The organism is uncultured Marinococcus sp., from assembly GCF_947493875.1.
GTDB lineage: Bacteria > Bacillota > Bacilli > Bacillales > Marinococcaceae > Marinococcus.
In genome coordinates this window covers 289830-311308 of the sequence record NZ_CANLSU010000003.1, presented here as the reverse complement: position 1 = coordinate 311308, position 21479 = coordinate 289830, and the positions used below count along the sequence as shown (strand labels likewise).

The 21479-nt window shown below is 51.5% G+C and carries 21 protein-coding genes; 12 read left to right on the top strand and 9 right to left on the bottom strand.

The window, feature by feature from the left end; all coding sequences use genetic code 11:
* Positions 1-35: 35 nt before the first annotated feature.
* From Q0757_RS07325 to Q0757_RS07315, 3 genes are all read left to right on the top strand, one after another.
* On the top strand, positions 36-524 hold the full coding sequence (locus Q0757_RS07325) for a hypothetical protein (RefSeq protein ID WP_022792179.1): 489 nt from the start codon (positions 36-38) through the stop codon (positions 522-524).
* Positions 525-756: 232 nt separating this feature from the next.
* Complete coding sequence (locus Q0757_RS07320; RefSeq protein ID WP_298785794.1) at positions 757-1965, top strand: NupC/NupG family nucleoside CNT transporter; 1209 nt, start codon at positions 757-759, stop codon at positions 1963-1965.
* A 116-nt stretch (positions 1966-2081) separates the two neighbouring features.
* A complete protein-coding gene (locus Q0757_RS07315; protein ID WP_298785792.1) occupies positions 2082-2285 on the top strand; it encodes a DUF6501 family protein in 204 nt (67 codons plus the stop codon).
* A 33-nt stretch (positions 2286-2318) separates the two neighbouring features.
* Here the strand turns inward: Q0757_RS07315 and Q0757_RS07310 are convergent, their stop codons facing one another.
* The gene (locus Q0757_RS07310) at positions 2319-3098 is read right to left on the bottom strand and encodes a carboxylesterase (RefSeq protein WP_298785791.1); all 780 of its coding nucleotides are present in this window, start codon (positions 3096-3098) and stop codon (positions 2319-2321) included.
* A gap of 100 nt (positions 3099-3198) precedes the next feature.
* Here Q0757_RS07310 and Q0757_RS07305 point away from each other — a divergent pair, with 100 nt between their 5' ends.
* On the top strand, positions 3199-3594 hold the full coding sequence (locus Q0757_RS07305; protein WP_298785789.1) for a gamma-glutamylcyclotransferase: 396 nt from the start codon (positions 3199-3201) through the stop codon (positions 3592-3594).
* 14 nt (positions 3595-3608) lie between these two features.
* Here the strand turns inward: Q0757_RS07305 and Q0757_RS07300 are convergent, their stop codons facing one another.
* Positions 3609-4415, bottom strand: a complete 807-nt coding sequence (locus Q0757_RS07300) for a YihY/virulence factor BrkB family protein (protein WP_298785787.1) — start codon at positions 4413-4415, stop codon at positions 3609-3611.
* An 88-nt stretch (positions 4416-4503) separates the two neighbouring features.
* Here Q0757_RS07300 and Q0757_RS07295 point away from each other — a divergent pair, with 88 nt between their 5' ends.
* The gene (locus Q0757_RS07295) at positions 4504-5274 is read left to right on the top strand and encodes a S1C family serine protease (RefSeq protein ID WP_298785785.1); all 771 of its coding nucleotides are present in this window, start codon (positions 4504-4506) and stop codon (positions 5272-5274) included.
* A gap of 185 nt (positions 5275-5459) precedes the next feature.
* Here Q0757_RS07295 and Q0757_RS07290 read toward each other — a convergent pair whose 3' ends face one another.
* A complete protein-coding gene (locus Q0757_RS07290; RefSeq protein ID WP_298785783.1) occupies positions 5460-7058 on the bottom strand; it encodes an ABC-F family ATP-binding cassette domain-containing protein in 1599 nt (532 codons plus the stop codon).
* Between the two features lie 174 nt (positions 7059-7232).
* Here Q0757_RS07290 and Q0757_RS07285 point away from each other — a divergent pair, with 174 nt between their 5' ends.
* From Q0757_RS07285 to Q0757_RS07260, 6 genes are all read left to right on the top strand, one after another.
* Positions 7233-8048 (top strand): uroporphyrinogen-III synthase, encoded by an 816-nt coding sequence (locus tag Q0757_RS07285; protein ID WP_298785782.1) that lies wholly within the window; start codon positions 7233-7235, stop codon positions 8046-8048.
* Positions 8049-8073: 25 nt separating this feature from the next.
* On the top strand, positions 8074-8922 hold the full coding sequence (locus tag Q0757_RS07280; RefSeq protein ID WP_298785780.1) for a hypothetical protein: 849 nt from the start codon (positions 8074-8076) through the stop codon (positions 8920-8922).
* A gap of 226 nt (positions 8923-9148) precedes the next feature.
* Positions 9149-9745, top strand: coding sequence for a hypothetical protein (locus Q0757_RS07275; protein WP_298785779.1), 597 nt, complete (start codon positions 9149-9151; stop codon positions 9743-9745).
* Positions 9746-9778: 33 nt separating this feature from the next.
* Positions 9779-10120, top strand: a complete 342-nt coding sequence (locus Q0757_RS07270; RefSeq protein ID WP_298785777.1) for a general stress protein — start codon at positions 9779-9781, stop codon at positions 10118-10120.
* A gap of 317 nt (positions 10121-10437) precedes the next feature.
* Complete coding sequence (locus Q0757_RS07265) at positions 10438-10584, top strand: hypothetical protein (protein WP_298785775.1); 147 nt, start codon at positions 10438-10440, stop codon at positions 10582-10584.
* 77 nt (positions 10585-10661) lie between these two features.
* On the top strand, positions 10662-12362 hold the full coding sequence (locus Q0757_RS07260) for a DNA-binding protein (RefSeq protein WP_298785773.1): 1701 nt from the start codon (positions 10662-10664) through the stop codon (positions 12360-12362).
* An 871-nt stretch (positions 12363-13233) separates the two neighbouring features.
* Here the strand turns inward: Q0757_RS07260 and Q0757_RS07255 are convergent.
* The 5 genes from Q0757_RS07255 to Q0757_RS07235 all read right to left on the bottom strand — a co-directional run bounded on the left by Q0757_RS07255 (position 13234) and on the right by Q0757_RS07235 (position 20163).
* On the bottom strand, positions 13234-13749 hold the full coding sequence (locus Q0757_RS07255) for a metal-dependent hydrolase (RefSeq protein WP_298785771.1): 516 nt from the start codon (positions 13747-13749) through the stop codon (positions 13234-13236).
* Positions 13750-13789: 40 nt separating this feature from the next.
* Positions 13790-16216 (bottom strand): DNA topoisomerase IV subunit A, encoded by a 2427-nt coding sequence (parC, locus tag Q0757_RS07250; RefSeq protein WP_298785769.1) that lies wholly within the window; start codon positions 16214-16216, stop codon positions 13790-13792.
* Complete coding sequence (gene parE, locus Q0757_RS07245) at positions 16217-18193, bottom strand: DNA topoisomerase IV subunit B (protein ID WP_298785767.1); 1977 nt, start codon at positions 18191-18193, stop codon at positions 16217-16219. It lies immediately after the preceding gene.
* Between the two features lie 167 nt (positions 18194-18360).
* Positions 18361-18765 carry a CoA-binding protein gene (locus tag Q0757_RS07240; protein WP_298785765.1) on the bottom strand — a complete coding sequence of 135 codons (405 nt, stop codon included), beginning with the start codon at positions 18763-18765 and terminating at the stop codon, positions 18361-18363.
* A 36-nt stretch (positions 18766-18801) separates the two neighbouring features.
* A complete protein-coding gene (locus tag Q0757_RS07235) occupies positions 18802-20163 on the bottom strand; it encodes an ABC transporter permease/substrate-binding protein (RefSeq protein ID WP_366139522.1) in 1362 nt (453 codons plus the stop codon).
* Between Q0757_RS07235 and Q0757_RS16995 the strand changes: the two genes are divergently transcribed.
* The gene (locus Q0757_RS16995; protein ID WP_366139524.1) at positions 20087-20293 is read left to right on the top strand and encodes a hypothetical protein; all 207 of its coding nucleotides are present in this window, start codon (positions 20087-20089) and stop codon (positions 20291-20293) included. The two genes, Q0757_RS07235 and Q0757_RS16995, sit on opposite strands and share 77 nt — an antisense overlap.
* Before the next feature lie 43 nt (positions 20294-20336).
* Here Q0757_RS16995 and Q0757_RS07230 read toward each other — a convergent pair whose 3' ends face one another.
* Complete coding sequence (locus tag Q0757_RS07230) at positions 20337-21413, bottom strand: ABC transporter ATP-binding protein (protein WP_298785762.1); 1077 nt, start codon at positions 21411-21413, stop codon at positions 20337-20339.
* Between the last annotated feature and the right edge of the window lie 66 nt (positions 21414-21479).

The following is a 21479-nucleotide window of genomic DNA, read 5'->3' as shown; positions in this document are numbered from 1 at the left end:
ATATGCTCGAAAATAGTAGAAAGACGGGGTGCAGCATGAAAGCGTATCGTCGCAAATTCTTTTATCTGCCTTTACACCAGGAAAAGATGGAACCAATGAGTATGGACCGTGTCCGCCAGGCAGGCTTTGATATCGTTATTACGCGGGATGATCTTCCGTATATGATCAGCTTCTGCCGCGAATGGCGCTCGTATTTTGAAGAAAAAGCAAAAAGTGTTCAATCTGTGTACCGCCCGTACGTAGAGGATGCTGCTGCTTTTTTTGACGACCAGGTAGAGCAGATGACACTGTGCACATCTCCGCACCACGGCACTGATAAATATATTTTACCTCTTACAGAGATGGTCAGTTCATTAATGCTTGCCTACGACGCCTTTGACCGCGTTATGGATGAATATCATCATATGCCTGCACATTTTGAGACAGCATTGAAATATTACCGCCAGTTTAAGATGAAGGTAGACACAAATAAAGCTCAGTTTATTTTAAATCACTTGCCGGACCTGCGCTTAAGCGTGGAGTAATATATTGTGCAGAAAACCCTGGTGAACTTCCAGGGTTTTCTGCTTTTATTGCCTGCGAATTTCGTAACCGCTTTCTTATTAATAAGGGGTTAAGCTGACTGAGAATTGAGAAATTACATAATTTTTAAGCATAAGAGTAGATAGTTATTTACTTCATGCCCGCCTTTTGATACATTAACTTTGATCTATTCTTTATGGATTAGATCAATCTTACATACATGGTGGTGGGTATATGAACATATTATGGGGATTGATGGGGATTGTTTTTGTCCTGTTTTTAGCTTTTTTACTATCTTCCCGCAAAAAATCAATTCGTTTTCGTCCCGTACTCGTAGGGCTCCTGTTCCAGCTCGTATTTGCATTTTTGGTGCTGGGCTCCACGTGGGGGAGTGCGGCATTCGAATGGCTGGTTGTTCGAGTGCAATCTGTAATCGACACTGCCAGCGAAGGGTACATATTCCTATTTGGAGAAGAAATTACTGATACCGGGGCATTTGCATTTACTGTACTTCCGGTTATTATCTTTTTTTCCTCGCTGATTGGTGTTTTGTACTACATCGGAGTTATGCAGATAATCATCAAGTTTATCGGCGGCATACTTTCTGCGCTGCTTAAAACGAGTAAAGCCGAATCCATGTCCGCGGCAGCGAACGTATTCGTTGGACAGACGGAAGCTCCGCTTGTGGTTCGTCCATTTCTGTCGAACATGACAAAATCCGAGCTGTTCGCTGTTATGACCGGCGGGCTCGGGTCGGTGGCCGGCTCGGTGCTGTTTGGTTATGCCGGACTCGGCATTCCTTTGGATTTTCTGCTTGCAGCAAGCTTCATGGCCGCGCCGGGCGGTCTGATTATCGCCAAAGTGATTTTTCCGGAGCCGGACCTCAGCCTGACCACGGATGAAATCGAAATAGAAAAAGACACTGAGTCCCACAACGTGATTGACGCGGCGGCCCGCGGAGCGTCTACCGGGCTTCAGCTCGCCTTGAACGTCGGGGCGATGCTGATTGCGTTTGTTGCTTTGATTGCAATGATTAATTTGCTCCTTGGGTGGGTGACAGGCTGGTTTGGCGCTGATGGCATTACGCTTGAACTGCTTCTTGGTTATGTGTTCGCCCCGGTTGCCTTCATGATTGGCGTACCATGGAGTGAAGCTCTTCAGGCCGGAGGATTTATCGGTCAGAAGCTGGTGCTGAATGAATTTGTCGCCTATGCGAACTTTGCACCGGAAATTGATACCTTCAGTGAAAAGTCCCAGGCGATCATTACCTTTGCGCTTTGTGGATTTGCGAACCTTTCATCCCTTGCTATCATTTTAGGCGGCTTCGCTTCGCTGGCGCCGACGCGCCGCAACGATATCGCCCAAATGGGACTGAAAGCAGTAGCGGCCGGAGCTTTAGTATCGCTTCTGAGCGCAGCGATTGCCGGTATGTTTATACTGTAAACTCATCATAAACGCGAGCGCTCCTTTTCGAAGGGGCGCTTTTTTGTATCTATGACAGCGTCGCAGCAGGTGATATGCTACAATAAAAAAATACTCAAATGATTAGGAGGCCTACCATGATTCATGAGCAGTGGAAAAACAGTGAAACCTTGAGATATGTTACATGCCGGCATGCTGACGCAGCCAAATACAAGGTCGACAGTGTGCTGACCCCGGGGAAGCAGTATCCGGTAAAAAACGAAACGGATGAATTTATTTTTATTATCGACAATACCGGCCGCATCGGCGGTTTTTATAAAGACTACTTTGAAGAAGCATAAAAAGGAGCTGCAGCGATTGCAGCTCCTTTTGGTTTACATAATGTAATTATGAGAAGAGAAAGAATCAGCAGAAACGACCGAAGACATCCAGGAGGATAAACGTTTGGCAAGGAAATCCCGGTCAGCATCAAGCGTCGCTACGTGATAGGAGTGTTCGAGCCATACAAATGATTTAAAAGAAGAAGAAAGGTTCTCGTGTATAGCGACAGCATTGGCCGGTGGTACAACATGATCGATTCGTGATGCTGCGACAAACGCCGGACATGAAATAGAAGATATCTGCGGGCTCACGGAGGCGGTTAACTCAAGCAGAGAATGTACTGAAGCGGTCGGAACGTGAGAATACGTAATTTCTTCTTCCTGAGGAGTCCGAATATCAGGAAGCTCTTCTTTAATGAAAGCAGCAGACGTCTGCGTGACCGCGCGCTTCATTTGCGGGACGTCTATGGCCGGGTTTATTAAAGCAATACCAGCAGCATCCTGAAAGAAAGCAGCGGCATGAAGAGCAAGGGTCCCTCCCATGGACTGCCCAGCAATAAAGACACGGCTGTGTTTGGCGCGGAGCGACTGGTACGCGGTGTGAATGTCCTTAATCCAATCCTGGTGTGTAAAGCGTGCAAGATCTTGATAGGAGGTGCCATGGCCTTGTAGTCTGGGAGCATAAACTGTAAAGCCGTTTTGAGCCAGCAGGCGGCACACATGCTGTACACTTTGTGGAGTGCCTAAAAAACCGTGACAGACCAGCACAGCCGTTTCTCCACCAGGAAAATATAGCGATTCAGCGCCTGGGAGCACTCGGGGAACCTGAGGCATGGCCATTCTCTCCTTTAATTTAAAGTTAACTATTCTGATTAATTTACTAAGGATTATTATAGCTTCAGTTATGAGGTTTGTCAATTTAAGGAGGTTTATAATGCAAACAGTATTTGTATATGGAACACTGTTGCAAAAATTAAACAATTATCACTACATTGAAAACCATGTATATAAAACAGAAAGCGGAATAGTGAAGGGTTTTTTATACAACAATGGTCCGTACCCTGCGATTGTTATCGATGAAAATGGAATGAACGTTGTAGGGGAATGGGTACATGTAGATGATGCGGCTATGAGTGTACTCGACTGGCTTGAACAGTACGAACAACCGGGGCAGACGAATGAATACGAAAGGGTGTGGGTCAAAGATGCTGAAAGAAAAAAAGAAGGGTGGATATACACGTACTCCCTTTTGCAGGCAGAACACTATCCACTTATTCCTTCAGGGTCCTGGCGTGAGTATTTGTTGTCCTCCAGGAAAAGACAGGGATGAAATTAAAGATATATTCAAATAGTTTTCTTGTCTCTTTCATGGAGACATGCATTCCATTCTCCGCCCAGAAGAATGGCGAACCCTGTAAGATAAAACCAGAGCATCAGCACGATTAAATTTCCCAAATTGCCATATATCATGGAATAATCACTGGCGCTGACATAAAACGAAAATCCAAAAGAAGCTGCCTGCCAGGTGAATAGGGCAAGAGTAGCTCCGGGAAGGGATTCTCTCCAGGTGGTTTTTCGGTTGGGCACTACTTTGTAAATCATGGCAAGGATCGAGCCTATTACCAAAAAGCTGATCACCCAGCGAATCCAGCCCCACAGCTGCAGGAAATAATCATCGAGGCCGAGAAAGCGAAAAAGCAAGACACCGAGCGGTTCGCCGTAGATAGGAAGCAACAGGGATAGGATGATGGCGAGCAGCAAAGACAACACGATAACGATACCCTTTCCCAGCATGGATAAAAAAGAAGGGATCTTCAGGCGGTAGGCGGCGTTGATCGCACGGATAATGGCGAATGTGCCCATCAGGCTCAGCCAGAGTGTAGCGACTGTACTGAGCGACAGCAGACCAAATGACTGCGAATTCAAAATTGCATTCAGGTTGTTCTGAATAATCGTAAAGGCTCCCCCGGGAACATAGGCACTGATAAGTGAAAGGGTGTCGTCCGTATTGATGGAAAAAAAGCCGATAATACTGATCAGCAGCATTAATAGAGGGAGCATGGCGAGAAGAAAGTAATAAGCCAGCTGGGCGGCGATGTCATAAATTTTATCTTCAATGCTTTTTTTAAGGAAAGATTGAAAAAAATGCATAGGATAACCCTCCTTTTTTTGCGGAAGTCTCTTTTTCTCATTATAATACAGAAGTAGAGAATGAGAAGAGGCGGAAAAGGAGAGGTGTATGAGTAGAGACGAAGAATGGGAAGAACGCCTCGAAGGTGAGCCGGATCCAGGAGACTTTGAGCCGGAGCCGCCGCGGAAGCCGAAAAATAAACGCCGTGGTTTGTTCCGGGTAATTGCAGTGCTGATGGCGGGGATGCTGGTTTTTCAATCCGCCTATTATTTAATTGATACCTTCCGTCTGGACGCCTGGTCTTTTTTAACAGCTTCGTATCAGCTGTCCAAGCAGGAGGAGGTGCAGCAGTGGCAGGAGGCGGTCACAAAAGTTCAGGCAGTGAAGAACGGGGAAACGTCCTTTGGAACAGGCTTTTTTGTAGAAGACGCCAACGTTTTCGTTACAAATTACCATGTAGTTGAAGGGGCGGACAGTGTAGCAGTCGAAACTGGGGATGGCGACCTTGCAGAAGCAGCAGTGGAAGCAGTAGATAACCAGGCCGATCTTGCTGTTGTGACACTAAAGGGACATTGGGACGGTGGCAGCGTTACACTGGCAGACGCGAGTCTATCTGCCGGATCCGGGGTTATCGTGATTGGAAACCCACTCGGTTTTTCAGATGTGGCCAATCGCGGAGACATCGTCGAGAGGGAGGAGGAGCAGCTGGTGCTTGACGCTCCTGTGTTCAATGGAAGCAGTGGCAGTCCGGTGCTGACAGAAGAGGGAGAGGTAACTGGTGTTGTGTTTGCAAGCAGTTCACAGCAGGGGGAACGCTACGGGCTTGCGGTACCAGTGGAGCGTGTTCGTGAGGTGATCGCTCAAACTGAAGATAATTAAAAGCAGCAATTTACCGCGGGTGGCGTAGATTCGCGGTAACTATTTTAAATAATTAAAAATTTCATTTACCGTATTTATTATAAAATAAAATTATCATAATTAGAAGAGAAATAGAAAATTACAAATAAGCACTAAAAAACACCAGGGCGCGAACACCCTGGTGCCTGATAGATTACATGAAAATGTTACGCGCGAGCATACTGCTCTTCGATATACTCGTCGTAGCTCATTTCTTTGTCGATCATACCTTCCGGAGTAAATTCAATAATCCGGTTAGCGATCGTTTGAACAAATTCATGGTCATGGGACGTGAAGAGAACCGAACCGTTAAATGACTTCAGGCCGTTGTTTAACGCCTGAATGGCTTCGAGGTCCAGGTGGTTGGTTGGCTCATCCATAATAAGAACGTTCGCACCGCTCAGCATCATTTTGGAAAGCATGCAGCGGACTTTTTCGCCACCGGAAAGCACATCCGCTTTTTTAAATACTTCTTCGCCGGAAAAGAGCATCCGTCCGAGGAAGCCGCGGATAAACGTTTCGCTCTGATCGTCCGGGGAATACTGGCGCAGCCAGTCCACCAGGTTGATGTTCAGGCCTTCAAAGTACGCAGAATTGTCTTTCGGGAAGTAGGAGCGGCTGGTGGTCAATCCCCATTTATAGTCGCCGCTGTCCGGCTCCATTTCCCCGGCTAAAATCTGCAGCAGAACAGTTTTTTTCGTTTCCTCTTCGCCGACAAACGCGACTTTGTCACCGCTGTTGAGGGTGAAATTGACGTTATCAAGCACCTTGACGCCGTCAATGGTTTTCGACAGGTTTTCCACTGTCAGCAGGTCCTTGCCAAGCTCCCGGTTCGGCTTAAATTGCACAAACGGATACTTTCTCGAGGACGGCTTGATGTCATCAAGTGAAATTTTATCCAGTGTCTTTTTCCGGGAGGTAGCCTGTTTGGACTTGGAGGCGTTCGCGCTGAAGCGGGCAATAAATTCTTTTAGTTCCTTGATTTGTTCTTCTTTTTTCTTGTTCTGTTCGCGGGCCATCTTCTGGGCGAGCTGGCTGGATTCGTACCAGAAGTCATAGTTGCCGACGTACAGTTCAATTTTGTTAAAGTCGAGATCTGCAATGTGCGTGCACACCTGGTTCAGGAAGTGACGGTCGTGGGAAACGACAATGACCGTATTTTCAAAGTTAATCAGGAATTCCTCGAGCCAGTGTACCGCCTGCACGTCCAGGTTGTTGGTCGGTTCGTCCAGGAGCAGCACGTCCGGATCGCCGAACAGTGCCTGGGCGAGCAGCACTTTAACCTTCTGAGAACCGCTCAACGATGACATCGGCTTCTGGTGCAGATCCTCGGTAATGCCGAGACCCTGCAGCAGCTGGGCGGCTTCTGTTTCCGCTTCGTACCCGTTCATTTCCGCGAATTCCGCTTCAAGCTCTGCCGCTTTCATGCCGTCTTCGTCGGAAAAGTCCGGTTTCATATAAATTTCGTTCTTTTCGTTCATCACTTCATACAGGCGGCTGTGGCCCATAATGACCACGTCGATGACCGTATATTCCTCGTATGCGAAGTGGTCCTGTTTCAGCACGGCAAGCCGTGAATCTTTATCCATGATTACGTTTCCGCTCTGGGAGTCAATCTCCCCGGAAAGAATTTTTAAGAACGTGGATTTGCCGGCCCCGTTCGCTCCGATCAAGCCGTAGCAGTTGCCGGGGGTGAACTTTATATTAACGTCTTCAAATAAAATTTGATCCCCGAATCGGAGTCCAACGTTTTGTACATCGATCATGTTCATATCTCCTTTATAAATAACAGTCTGTTTCATACTAACACGCGGCGGTTCAAAATGAACAGGGAAAGGAGGAGTTTTCCGCAGAAAAGAAGACCGGCACTGCTGTCAGAGACAGAAAAAGCATGATATAGTAAATGCAGAAAACGGATAGATACCAAAGGAGGCATTTCGGTGGCCAAAGGATTAAGCGGACGGCAGGTGATTCTTGCCGCATCCCGGAAGACAGAGGAAATGGAAGAGCTGATTCGGCGGCAGGGGGGAGAGCCGCTTAACTATCCGCTCCAGGGAACATCGTTTTTAAATGAAGAACAGCTGCGGGCGCCGATGCGTGCCTATCTCGAGCAGCCGGTGGACTGGAGCATATTCATGACGGGCATGGGGCTGAACGCGATGCTGGATATTGCGGAGGAGGAAGGCATCCGGGAAGCATTTGTGCAAAAAATTCAGCAGACAAAGGTAGCGGCCCGCGGCTACAAGACCGCTAATGTCTTAAAGAGCCTGGAGTGTGAGATCGCAGCCCGCGATGATGACGGCACGACCGAAGGCATGATCCGCGCCCTGGAGGGCCACGATTTCCGGCAGAAGCGGGTCATGGTGCAGCTGCACGGTATTGAAAATCCGAGACTCCGCCGGTACCTCGAGGAGCACGGGGCCAAAGTGTACGACATTCTGCCGTATCAGCACACGCCTCCCGAAGAGGCAGTCGCAGCCGAATGCCTCGAAACCATTTTGAATGCCGGCAGCGACGCGATCTGTTTTACCACTGCCATCCAGGTGCACGCTCTCTTTCAGTATGCCGGGAAGGATGGCCGTACTGAAGAGCTGCAGGAAGCACTCCGTCATCAGGTGATGCCGACGGCGGTCGGTAAAGTGACGGCGGAAGCATTAAGAGAAAGAGGCATCGGTGACTATGTGGTGCCGGACAACGAACGGATGGGCGCCATGATTGTCGCTCTGTCCAAACATTTTGAACAACGAAAGGACTAATCCATTGAAACAACTATTCTCACGCATGCAGCGATGGAACGTATTAAATGATAAAGGCGAATACTATGTGCTTGCTTCAGGAGCCCAAATCGCCCGGCTGTACAAAGAAGATACTAACGGGGAGCTTTCCACCGGGGACCAGGTGGAGGCGATCAGCTGGTTTGACGAAGAAGGAAACAAACGGCTGGACGTGCATCTGCCCGACGTAGAGGAGGAAGGCTTTGCCTGGCTCGATGTCGTGACAAGCGATGCGGACCGTGGTATCGAAGTAGCGGTCGACGAACGGTGGAAGGCACCGGTCGAACGGCATGACTACCTGCAGGATGAAGCGTACTGGCCCGCTCCCGGGGAGTTTCTGTTTGTGCACCTGGAGTACACGGCCGGCGGCCTGCGAGCCTTTCCGGCCAGTGAAGACGACGTACAGCAGGTAATGGCGCCGGCACCAGCGGACCTGCATCACAGTTGGGTCAACGCCACGGTTTACAGTTCGCCGCCTTTCGGTGCCTTTTTATTAACCGCCGACCGCTACAAAATCTTTGTTCATGAATCGGACTGGACCCACCGGCCGCATGTAGGCGAAAAGCTGAAGGTGCGTGTTACCCACCGCCAGGAGGACGGGTCGCTAAACGCCTCGATGTATCCGCCGAAGGAAGTAGCAATTGGCGAAGACGCCCGGCTGCTGTTGGAGCGGATTGAGCAGGAAGGCGGCACGCTTCCGTTCGGGGACCGGAGCAGTCCGGAGACCATCCGGAAGGAATTCGGCCTCAGCAAGGCGGCATTCAAGCGGGCGGTTGGATCGCTGCTGAAGGAAAAACGCATCCGTCAGGAAAACAATACCCTGATCCTGGAGCCGTCGGAGGAGCAGACAGATTAACGGCTTCAGCTATACGTTGACGGGCAGTGCAGAAGAATAGAAAAAGCGGTTCTTGCGGGGGCCGCTTTTTTGTGCCCAAAACGTGTTAACCAACGGGCTTGTCGTTAGCGGGAGCAGATCCTCCTTTCCTCTAGACCTAAAGTATGTTTATGCTCCAAGTCTGGCTTAAGACCAAACAGATACGGGTATGGTACATGCAATCATACCTTTGAATGGTGGTGGAACAGTGAGCAGCAAGAAGAAAAGCTCCAGGGGCAATGACAACCTTACCTACGCGTTCATGGCTGCCGGCAGTTTAATCGGCGGGGCGCTGCCATTGCTGCGTAAAGACATCGGCAAAAAAGCAGAAAAAAACGTCAACCAGACCGCAAAAAAAGCCCGGAAGCTGAGCCCGGAGCCGCTGAGTCAGGCCATTAAATCCGGCCAGGGCATGGAGAAAAAAGCCAAAGGCACGGTAAAAACCGTCAAGCGGGTCGCCAAGGTATCCGCGGCTGTGTTTGCAATGGCCAAGGTGCCGAAAAAAATCAAAAAGAAAATCTACACTCTGCGCTATCACGTCGGGGAAGCGGTCATCCATACCGGTGAAAAAATCCAGGGGTCCGCGTATGCTCCTGACAGAACCGCTGCAGAAGGTGAAAACAGCGGGGAGCAGTCTCTGCCTGAAACGGAAGAGAGCGCCGCGGAAACGTCTGCCGGCAGCGGGAATGAAGACGCCTGGGAGCAGGAAGAGGAATACGAAGAAGAAAAATTTGAAGGCACGAAAGCCTCGACGCAAAAGCCGGCAAAAACGTTAAAGAAATTAAAAAAAGCATCCAATGCCTGAATGAACCTATACTAATTTTATGAGGTGAAGCGAATGGAACCCAAGTTCAAGATTTTCCATAACGATGAAACACTGAGTGAAACGATTGATAAACTTCGTAACGATGGCATCCGCGACGAGGATATGTATATCCTGGCGTACGATAATGATCATGACCGCCGGGCAAGGAAGGAAACAGACGCCAAAAAAGTAGGAATGAAAGTGGTCGGCTTCGGCACAAGCCTGAAAAACGTATTCCGCGGAAAAACGAAGACCATTTTAACGAAGCTGCAGAAGCTGGGGTTTGATTCGGAAAAATCCGAACGCCTCGAAGAAGAACTCCAAAAAGGCAAGACGCTGCTTGTCGTGACCAATCAGGATCAAGTCGAATTTTAAGCCCTGGCATCAGGGCTTTTTTATTTCACATAGATAACCATTTTTTTACATTAGAAGGACTGATATAATAATGCTTAGCTTTGTTTTTGGTGCCTTCGTCATTGGTATCCCTTTTCCAGCAGTGTGCGAATATCCTAGCTTATGTATAGCGGCAATCGGAAAGAATGGCTCCTGATACTGTCGATTACCGGGATTTCAGTGTGTATTTCGTAAATTCATTTTAAAAATGATCATATTACCGGTGGGGGAGCGCCCGCTTTTGCGGTTATAAATGACGGGAAGCATACTATACGCGTATGCTATGGTGGAGAGAGAACATGACGAAGGAGGTGGTAATGGTCAGAAGGCGAGAGCCCGGTACTGCTCCGGAATGGCGGATCCATCAGGAGTGGCTACAGGATGTACATACAGAGACTGAACGGGAGGAGCCTGTAAAGAACCCCGGCGTGTCAGCTGTGAAGTAACGACCGCTCGCTGAACAGGCAGTTAACACCTTTTCGATGCCAACCGAATCTAATTTTATGATGCTTGGAGTGTTTTTTTGACGATTTTACTGACTGCTTTACTTGTAATGATTTTTTCTTTTATTGCCGCTCTGGTTATTTCTATTATCCGACCTCGTTTACTGGTTAAATCCGTTTTGCCCGCGCTTGGGCTGACATTTGTTTTAGCCGTCATTGCCAGCTACTTTGTCCTTCCGGCATGGACAATGCTGTCACTGGCCGGGCCCAACCTCGTGGCCCTTTTAGTGTTCAGTGCGATCTTTTACACCCTGGCGAGGACTTCAGGAGAAGGGGTCCCTGATAAAAGCATCAACATATCCGCTCTTGGCGGCGCGGTGATTCTTCTATTTCTGCTTGTGCTTCTCGTACGAAGCCTGTTTAGCTATGAGGAGACCCATGAAGCGATTGACAACAACAGTGAGGTGGCGGACAATCCACCATCGTTTTCCGAGGAGGAGACGCCTGTACAGGTGGCACCTGAATCGGCCCGTAATAAAATGCAAAAAGCGATGTCGGAGGTGGATAATGCACAGTTTTATGACTTTGGCGACATTCAGGCCCAGGTGATTGACGGGGAGCCGATGTATGTTGCCAACGTGGATTACACGAACCTGTTCCGCTGGTTCCGCGGTGATGGAACCCCGGGATACTTCCAGATTTCTGCGGTCGATCCGAACGACAATCCGACCTTTGTGGAGTCATCCATGCAATACACGAACAGCAGTTTTTTTAACGAGAAGCTGAACCGGGTAATTTATAGCGCCTTCCCGTCCTGGTACCAGAGCGGGAGCACCTACCTGGAGGTGGATGAGGAAGGGAAGCCGTGGTATGTTCAGACCGTCTATCAAAACCGCGCCTTGACGTGGCACACGGATCACACGAACGCGCAGGTGGTGGTTGTGGACCCGGAAACAGGGGAGGCGTCCAAATACAAAGCGGATAACGCTCCGTCGTTTATTGAAAGCACGTACAGTCCTGCTATGGCGAGCGACATGAATGACAAGTACGGAAAATACGGCCAGGGACTGCTCAATTACATGTTTGGGAAAGAGGATGTCCTTATTCCAAATGAAAACGGCACGGAAAATAAGGTCACGCCTGTCTTTGATGCAGACGGAAATATGAGCTATTTCACGGATTTCACCAGTCCAAATGAAGATTCGGACTCCACCCTCGGTGTCTCCTTTATTGATGCCCGTACCGGTGAGCTTCGTCTTTACAACGGCGAGGAATATACAGGCGCGATGGACACGCAGGGCGCGCGAGGTATTGTGAACCGCCAGTTTCCTGAAAAAGAATGGACCGGCAGCATGCCGATCATGTACAACATTAACGGCAACGCGACCTGGGTCGTTAATACGCTTGATCCGTCGGGTCTGTTCCGGCAGTACGCTTACATTAAAGCCAACGATGCCGATGTGTACGCGTTTGGCGAAACCGCCCAGGGCGCCCTGGAAAATTACCGTTCCGCGCTCGCTTCCACCGATGAAGGCGTGGAAGCGAGTGAAGCGGACCGGGAAGAAGCCCAGGGAACCGTTGACCGGGTCGTCATCACATCCGGTGCCGAGGACGCCAGTCTTGTCCAGTTTAAGCTGGAGGGCGATGATACCCTGTACGTCTACAATACGTCCAGTGACGCCGATGCTGTGCTGATGAAGGAAGGCGACGAGATTACCTTTACCGTCAACCGCAGCGAAGACATGGGGACAGTCCAGGAAATCACCGACCAGCCGTGGTAGGGATTTTATAAGCTGTGCGCTCTCAGGGCGTTAACCTCACAGACAGGCATAATACGCGCCCCTGAAGCGGGAGCGGTGCCACAGGGCTATTAAAACAGGCGTTGCCTGCGGTTAAACAGAGCAAAAATGTCATGAAAGACTCCTTCGGGGGTCTTTTTTTGTTGGTTTTGATGCAGAAAGCATCTCCAGCTTTCATTAGCGGCGGCGGATTGAAACGGAGGCTGTCTCATTTGATTCTGAGACAGATGAAGAAAGTATAAGTCGTGCAAATATAGCGGAGAATTAAATGATAATTATAAAATAGCAAATAATGCAGCAAACTCTTAAAGCGGAATTGGCTTATAAAACAGGCGAAAAAAATTGAATAAAAAGCTGCCGGACACTCACAAAGGTTTATTTGACCAACTGACAAAATACGGCTGTTAATGAGTTGGCTGATTCAAAAACAGCTACTGCGATTTACGAGTTCAGCTGTAAGGAATAATCGCGCCTTGGTCACGGGCAGCCATTCCTGCAGAGTTAAAAGCACACAAAAAAATTCAGCACAGCATGAACCTTATCCAATAGCCTAGGTTGAAAATACAAGCACTGAATTTATAAAATCTGCCTGGAGGACACGTAGAAGCGAAATTAAAAACGCAGCCCGCATACAAAGTTGATGATTAAAAGGGAAGGCGAAGTTATAAAGCCAAATTAGGACCCTGGAGTGCTTTAATTATTTCTAGTTAACATAATATATATTATCGGAAGTTAGTGATTTATTGTTTCAATACTAAAGATAACTTCGTGTTTTGAGACAAAACGAATAAAAAGCACCAGTATGATTCATTACTGATGCTTCCTCGTTGGATATTGCTTTTATTGGATTGGCTTACAGCGTGAGATCGATCGAAAACAGCTGAAAGCTCACGTAAAATAATCCGGCGATGAGCAAGGCGTTGATCAGCCCTTCGCCAAAGGTGGATCCGGTTTTTGTTGTAAATGGGAACCGAAAGGCATAGTGCAGCGGAAACAGCACATGGACGCCCTTGGTGGTCATCATATCAAGCACAATATGGCTCGCAATACCGAGGCTGATACCCCACTGCAGCGCGAGGCCCCATCCTTCCTGCCACTGGGCAAGCGACAGGAAGACGAGCAGCACAAGCAGGAGGCTGTGAGTAAAGGTGCGGTGCCCCACCAGCTTCGAAATCAGGTGGGAAATGCCCGGCACCCGCCTCCCCATCCATGAATTGGGCTGGCAGATGTCCGGCGCCAGGCCCCCAAATACCAGGCTTGAGACATAAATGCTTGTCTCCCATTCAAAAAAAGCAAACGGCACCGGCGTCAGCCACTGAACGGCCAGGCCGCCCGTAACTGCTCCGATCACATGTGTTCCTGCTTTCATGGTTGTTCAGCGTCCTTTTTGTTAGCAAGCGGATAGTTGTTTACTGGTACGGAATATCCTTCCATACTGCTTCAATTACTCCGTGCTGTTTCGTATCAATAACATAGGAACCGTTGCTGTAACGGTCGACTCTCCGGTATTTCGCCGGGTCAATCGTAACCGTCATGTTTTTCGTCCGGGCCTGCAGCACAAACGGATCGCCGTCCAGGATATAGCTCGCGATGATCCGGTGCGGTTTGGATTTGACTTCCTTCCAGAGAACGACCCCCCGCTTGGCCCGGTTTGTTATCGGTATATCATCGAGGCTCATGCGTTTGACGCCCCCGCGCTGGGTGACCATGACTGCATCCTCGGTTTCATAGGCTGACGTCACATGCGCCCCGGTGACCACATCGTCGTCTTTTAAATCAATGGCTTTGACGCCGGCCGCCCGGACACCGACTGGGGAAACCTCCTGTTCATGGAAGCGGAGCCCGTAGTTTTGATGAGTGGTGAGAAACAGCTCCTGCTCCCCGTTCGTCTGGTATACGGAAAGCACTTCGTCCCCGTCCTTTACATTCACTCCGATCATCGATCGTCCATAGCGCGAAGCCTGATAAGCGGTCATCGCCGTTTTTTTGATCATGCCCTGACGGGTTATGAACACAAAATAATCCTCTTCGGTAAACTCCTGGACCGGCACTACTGCCACCAGCGCATCTCCCGGATCAAGCGGGGAAACGTTGCCGATATGCTGGCCGTTATCCTTCCAGCGGATGTCGGAGAGCATATGTACCGGCAGATAGATAAACTGTCCTTTTTTCGTAAACAAAAGCAGCATGTCTGTTGTGTTCATGTCGCGGAAAAACAACAGGGAATCTTCTTCCTTCATTCCAGGCGGTTCAGTGTTGGAAGCCGCATAGGACCGCTGGCTCGTGCGTTTAATATATCCTTCTGCCGTAGCGGTAACAATCACGTCCTCGGACGGAATCATCACTTCGCGGTCGATTTTAAGCTCTTCTATTTCTGCTTCAATCACGGTACGGCGGGTGTCGTCATACTGCTTCTTGACTTCCTCGAGTTCTTTTTTCACCACCTGCTGCAGCTTCTTTTCGCTCGACAGGATGCCGCGAAGCCGCTTGATTTCTTTCTCGAGCTGACCGGCTTCTTTTTCGAGCTGCGTGACGTCGGTATTGGTTAACCGGTACAGCTGCAGGTTCACAATGGCCTCGGCCTGCGCATCGGTAAAGGCAAACTGCTCCACCAGATTTTCCTTCGCATTTTTCTTGTTTTCCGACTGGCGGATCGTATCAATCACCTGGTCAAGTATGCTGATAGCCTTGATCAGGCCTTCGACGATGTGCTGGCGCTGTTCTGCTTTGTTGAGGTCAAACTGGGAACGGTTGGTGACAACGCTCCGGCGGTGGCTGATATAGGCATCAAGCAGCTGTTTTAAATTCATCAGCTGCGGGGTGCGGTTGCTGATGGCGACCATATTGAAATTGTACGACACCTGCAGGTCGGTCATTTTGTAATAAAAGTTCAGCACGCTCTGGGCATCGGCGTCTTTTTTGAGTTCAATGACGACCCGGAGGCCGGTCCGGTCCGTGTCATCGCGAACCTCAGCGACGCCGTCCACTTTGCGGTCAAACCGGAGCTCGTCCATTTTCTTCACGAGCGTGGATTTGTTGACTTCATACGGCAGTTCGGTGATCAGAATCTGTTCCCGGCCGCCCCGCACCTGCTCAATGCTCGTTTTGGCCCGGACGACAACTTTTCCCCGTCCGGTCTCATACGCCTGGCGGATGCCGTCCTTGCCCTGAATAACGCCGCCGGTTGGGAAATCTGGGCCCTGCACGTACTGCATCAATTCCTCGGTCGACACCGATGGATTCTCGAGCTGGGCGACGGCAGCATCAATAATTTCTCCCGGCTGATGCGGCGGAATGTCGGTCGCATAGCCGGAGGAAATGCCGGTGGATCCGTTTACCAGCAGATTCGGAAATTTAGCCGGCAGCACGGTCGGCTCTTCCTGGGTATCGTCAAAGTTCGTTACATGCTCCACTGTCTGTTTTTCAATGTCTTTCAACAGCTCCGATGAAACGTTGGCAAGCCGTGCCTCTGTATACCGCATTGCCGCCGGCGGATCGCCGTCGACCGAGCCGTTGTTGCCGTGCATCTCTACAAGCGGGGCGCGGACCTTCCACTCCTGGCTCATCCGCACCATCGCTTCATACACGGAGGAATCGCCGTGCGGGTGGTAGTTCCCGATCACGTTCCCGACCGTTTTTGCTGCTTTGCGGAACGGTTTTTCCGCGGTGTTTCCGTCCTGAAGCATTGCAAACAGAATCCGGCGCTGGACAGGCTTTAACCCGTCCCGTGCGTCCGGGAGGGCACGCTCCTGAATAATGTATTTGCTGTAGCGCCCGAAGCGTTCGCCGAGAACATCTTCGAGGCGCAGATCCAAGTATTGTTCTGCGTCAGCCACTTACGGTTCCTCCTTAATAATCTGCAGGTCAGTGTTATCCAAAATATTCAAATCCTCTTCCATGCCAAACGCCACGTTCGATTCAATCCACTTGCGCCGGGGCTCCACTTTATTTCCCATCAGCGTGGATACCCGCCGGTCCGCGCGGGCGCCGTCTTCCACAGTCACCCGGATGAGGGTCCGGCTCTCCGGATTCATCGTCGTTTCCCACAGCTGGGAGGCATCCATTTCGCCGAGTCCTTTGTAGCGCTGGATGGCGTAGCCCTTGCCAATGCGCTGGATGGCTTCCTGCAGGCCGTTCTCCTCCCAGGCGTATTCGGATTTTTGCTTGGGGCCGCTGCCCTTGCTGATCTTATAGAGCGGCGGCAGGGCAATATAAACTTTTCCTGATTCCACGAGCTCCCGCATGTAGCGGTAGAAAAACGTCAGTAGAAGCACCTGAATGTGCGCACCGTCGGTATCGGCGTCTGTCATGATGACGACCTTGTCGTAATTCCGGTCCTCGAGGGTGAAATCGGTGCCGACCCCGGCTCCGAGGGCATAGATGATGGTGCGGATTTCTTCGTTTTTCATAATGTCATCGAGCTTCGCTTTTTCCGTATTAATGACCTTGCCGCGCAGCGGGAGCACGGCCTGGAATTTGCGGTCTCGCCCCTGCTTGGCCGAGCCGCCGGCCGAATCCCCCTCGACGAGGTACAGCTCATTGCGGTCCGGGTTTTTGGACTGGGCCGGGGTAAGTTTTCCGCTCAGGAGCGCGTCTTTTTTCCGGTTCTTTTTGCCGTTCCGGGCTTCTTCACGGGCTTTTCGTGCCGCTTCGCGCACCTGGGCGGCTTTGATGGCTTTTTTGATCAGCATCGTGCTGATTGTCGAGTTTTCCTCGAGAAAGTACGTCAGGCGGTCCGTGATGTACTGATCCACCGCGGAACGGGCCTCCGGGGTCCCGAGCTTGCTTTTCGTCTGCCCTTCAAACTGCAGCAGATGCTCCGGGATCCGGATGGAGACCACGGCGGTCAGCCCTTCGCGGATGTCGCTGCCGTCAAGGTTTTTGTCCTTGTCCTTTAACAGCTGCAGCTTGCGGGCGTGTTCGTTGAGCACACGGGTGAACGCCGAGCGGGCACCGGATTCATGGGTCCCTCCGTCGCGGGTGCGGACGTTGTTCACAAACGACAGCATGTTCTCGGTGTAGCCGTCGGTAAACTGAAACGAAAAGTCCACCTCGATGTCCTGGGCCTTCCCTTCAAAGGAAACGACCGGATGCAGGGTCTCCTTGTCTTCGTTTAAATACTCGACAAAGGCCTGAATACCTGTATCAAACTGAAACTCTTCGCTCACCGGTTCCTTGTCGCGTTTGTCGTGCAGGCGGATGCTTGTGCCCTTTAACAGAAAGGCTGCTTCGCGCAGGCGTTCGGCAAGCACGTCAAACTGGTAGTGCACCGCATTGAACATGGACGCGTCCGGCTTAAAGCGGATCGTTGTCCCGGTTTTTTTGGTATTTCCCTTCTGTTCAAGCGTCGTTACCGGACGGCCGCCGTTTTCAAAGCGCTGCTCAAAAATCTGGTTGTCCCGGTAAATGGTGACTTCAAGCCATTCTGACAGCGCATTGACCACCGAGGCACCGACGCCATGCAGGCCGCCGCTTGTGGCGTAGCCGCCCTGGCCGAATTTCCCGCCGGCATGAAGCACGGTCAGAATTACTTCCGGTGTCGGCTTGCCGGAGCTGTGGGTGCCGGTCGGCATGCCCCGCCCATGGTCGGACACAGACACGCTTCCGTCCTTGTGGAGCGTCACTTCGATCACGCTGCCGTAGCCGGCGATCGCTTCATCGACTGAATTATCAAGAATTTCAAAAACCAGGTGGTGAAGCCCGCGGCTGTCTGTACTGCCGATATACATGCCCGGCCGTTTCCGTACCGCCTCGAGCCCCTCCAGTACCTGAATGGATTCATCATTGTATTGATAGGATTTATCTGCTGCCACTCCTGTCTCTCCCTTCTTCGTTCTCCGTTCTAGTTATATTTCATACTAACACAGTTTGTCAATGAACGGGAACATATGTTTTTATTTTGGAACAATCCCCTCTGCAGACAGGAAAACCTTGGCAGGGAAACCCGCCAAGGCTGGATGCTGTTCGGTATAATCGGTGCTTATGCGATCGCATGCTCCACTTTAATGCAGCGGTCCATGATCACTGTCATGCCTGCGTTGGCTGCAATCTCGTACGCGTCTTCGCTCACCAGGCCGAGTTGGGCCCAGAACACGTCCGCGTCCACCTGGACCGCTTCCTCGGCCACGCCTTTGAGAAATTCGCTGCGGCGGAAGACGTTTACGATATCAATGTGCCCTTCGATATCCTTCAGCGAATCCACGGCCGGAATGTCAAAGACTTGCTCCACCGTCGGGTTGACCGGAATGATGTCATAACCCGCTTCAAGCATCACTTTGCTGATCTGGTATGACGTCCGGTACGGGTTATCCGACAGGCCGACGACCGCGATACGCTTGCTGCGGTCGAGTATGGCCCGTATTTCTTGTCGTTCAGGGTTTTTCATTGGGTATCCCTCCTTGAGATAATAACGGGCAGCCCGTCAGTTGCTGCCGAGCAGGTCATGTTCTTCGAGGTAGTTGCGGGCGACCTCCCGGTGGTCGGCATTTTCGTAGTCCACCTCGTAGTTCATTTCCTGCATTTCTTCGTTGGTAATCTGACCGCCCAGGCGGTTTAACGCTTCTTCGAGGCCGGGATTGTCATCGAGGGTTTCCTGCTTTAATAGCGGAGCGCCCTGGTACGGCGGAAACACATTTTCGTCGTCTTCAAGTACGGTAAGCCCGTACTCTATGATATACGCATCAGTAGAGTAGGCGTCAATCAAATCGATCTGACCCTCCTGCAGCGCGTTTGAACGAAGGCCGGCGTCCAGGGTTTCCACCTCGTCAAACTCAAAGCCGTACGTGTCGACAATTGCGGGATAGCCGTCGGTCTGCCGGTCGGCAAATTCAAAGGTGAATCCGGGCACGAGCTCATCGGTGTGCGGTTCGAGGTCCGAAATGGTTTCAATGCCGAGGCTGTCGGCTTCCTCCTCGCGGAGCGCCAGCGCATACGTATTGTTGTACTCCATCGGCTCGAGATAGGCCAGGTCGTCCTCGGCAAGCAGGCTGCGCGCTTCCTCGTACACCTCTTCACGGGTGCTTCCGGCCGGCACGCCCTGGTCATACAGGTTGGCGGTAACCGTCCCGGTAAACTCCGGATAGATGTCAATATCGTCCGACTCGAGGGCGTTAAAGGCGATGCTGGTGCTCCCCAGGCCGGCCTCCACGCTCGTATCAAGATCAGTGTTTTCCTCGATCAGCAGCGAGTACATATTGGCGAGAATTTCAGGTTCGGCCCCTTCCTTCCCGCCGATGACGAGCTCTTCCTCCTGGGTGGAGGCAAGCGCCGGGGTGATGACCACTAACAGGGCCACCCCGAGGACAACCGCGACCGGGGCCAGCGCTTTGCCCTGGGACGTGCGTTCGGTGATCCGCAGCACCAGGTCAAAAAACAGAGCCAGTAGAGCGGCCGGAACGGCGCCAAGCAGAATGTAGGCGTTGTCCGCCCGGTCGATGCCCGTCATGATGAAATCGCCGAGGCCCCCGGCGCTGATCAGCGCCGCCAGGGTGGCGGTTCCGACAATCAGAACCATGGAGGTCCGGATGCCGGCCATGATGACCGGCATGGCCATCGGCAGCTCAATTTTGCGCAGGCGCCGGAAGGAATTCATTCCCATGCCGGTGGCCGCTTCCACGAGGGCCGGATCCACACCGGCAATGCCGGTGTAGGTGTTGCGCAGGATCGGAAGCAGCGCATAGGCGGTCAGGGCGACCACGGCCGGCACCGTGCCGATCTGGTTGAGTATGAGAATCATGAACCCGAGCAGGGCCAGACTCGGAATCGTCTGCAGCACTGCGGCAATCCCGATGATCGGTTCGGCAATTGACCGGCGCCGGGTCAGAAGCACGCCGACCGGCACCGCAATAAAGGACGCGCACAGAAGCGAAATCAGACTCATATTGACGTGCTCCCACACGAGGGTCCAGAACTGACCCTGCTCGTCGGTAAACAGCTGATAGGTGTTTTTGAGTAAATTCATGATTCGGTGTCACCTCCCGCGGGTGCGAGCTTTGCTTTCTGCAGAAACTGCATCACGTCCTTGTAGCTGAGCGCGCCGACGAGCCGTCCTTCTTCGAGCACCGGCAGCGCTTCGGCATCGGTATCATTAAAGGTCTTGAGGGCGTCATACAGCACGTGATCCGGGGAAATGACGGTTTTCTGGGACGCAATCGAGTCGCCGTCCCGGCGGCCGAGAAACGTGTCGTTCTGGTCGAAAATATACAGCGGCGCCGGGTAGAGCGGCATTTCGGGCATGTCGTGGACGCTTGCGATGTACTGGCTGTCGCGTCCGCTCATAACCGACCGGACCGGAGTGTCCCATTCATCCCGGCGGTCCCCGATAAAGTCGCGCACAAAATCGTTGGCCGGCTCATTTTTAAGCTCGCGCGGCGTGCCGATCTGCACGATATCGCCGTCCTTCATGAGACAGATCCGGTCGCCGAGGGCGAGCGCCTCGTCCATGTCGTGGGTGACGAAGACAATCGTTTTCTGGATGTTCTGCTGCAGGGCACGGATGTCCTCCTGCAGCTGTTCGCGGCTCAGCGGATCGAGCGCACTGAACGGCTCATCCATCAGGATGATGTCCGGATCCGCGGCAAGGGCCCGTATCACCCCGATCCGCTGCTGCTGGCCGCCGGACAGCTCCGACGGCTTCCGGTTGCGGTATGTATCCGGATCGAGGCCGACCATCTGCAGCAGTTCATCGACGCGTTCTTTGATCTCGTTTTTCTTCCAACGCCGCATTTCCGGAACGACCGCAATGTTTTCGGCAATCGTCATAGTCGGAAACAGCGCAATCTGCTGCAGCACGTACCCGACGTTCCACCGCAGCTCATGGCGGTCCCACTCCCGGATGTCCTTGTCCTGGATCCGGATGGTGCCGGTGCTTGGCTCAATCAGCCGGTTGATCATTTTCAGCGTGGTCGTCTTGCCGCACCCGCTCGGGCCGATCAAGACGAAAAATTCTCCCTGCTCGACCGTGGCGTTAAAGTTTTGAACGGCCGGGTCGTCGGCACCGGGAAACGTCTTTGCAATGTCAGTGAATGTAATCATGCCAATCCCCCTCTTATGGTTCTGGTGCAAGGGACATCTAAATTATTAGAGTCTCTACTTTATTTC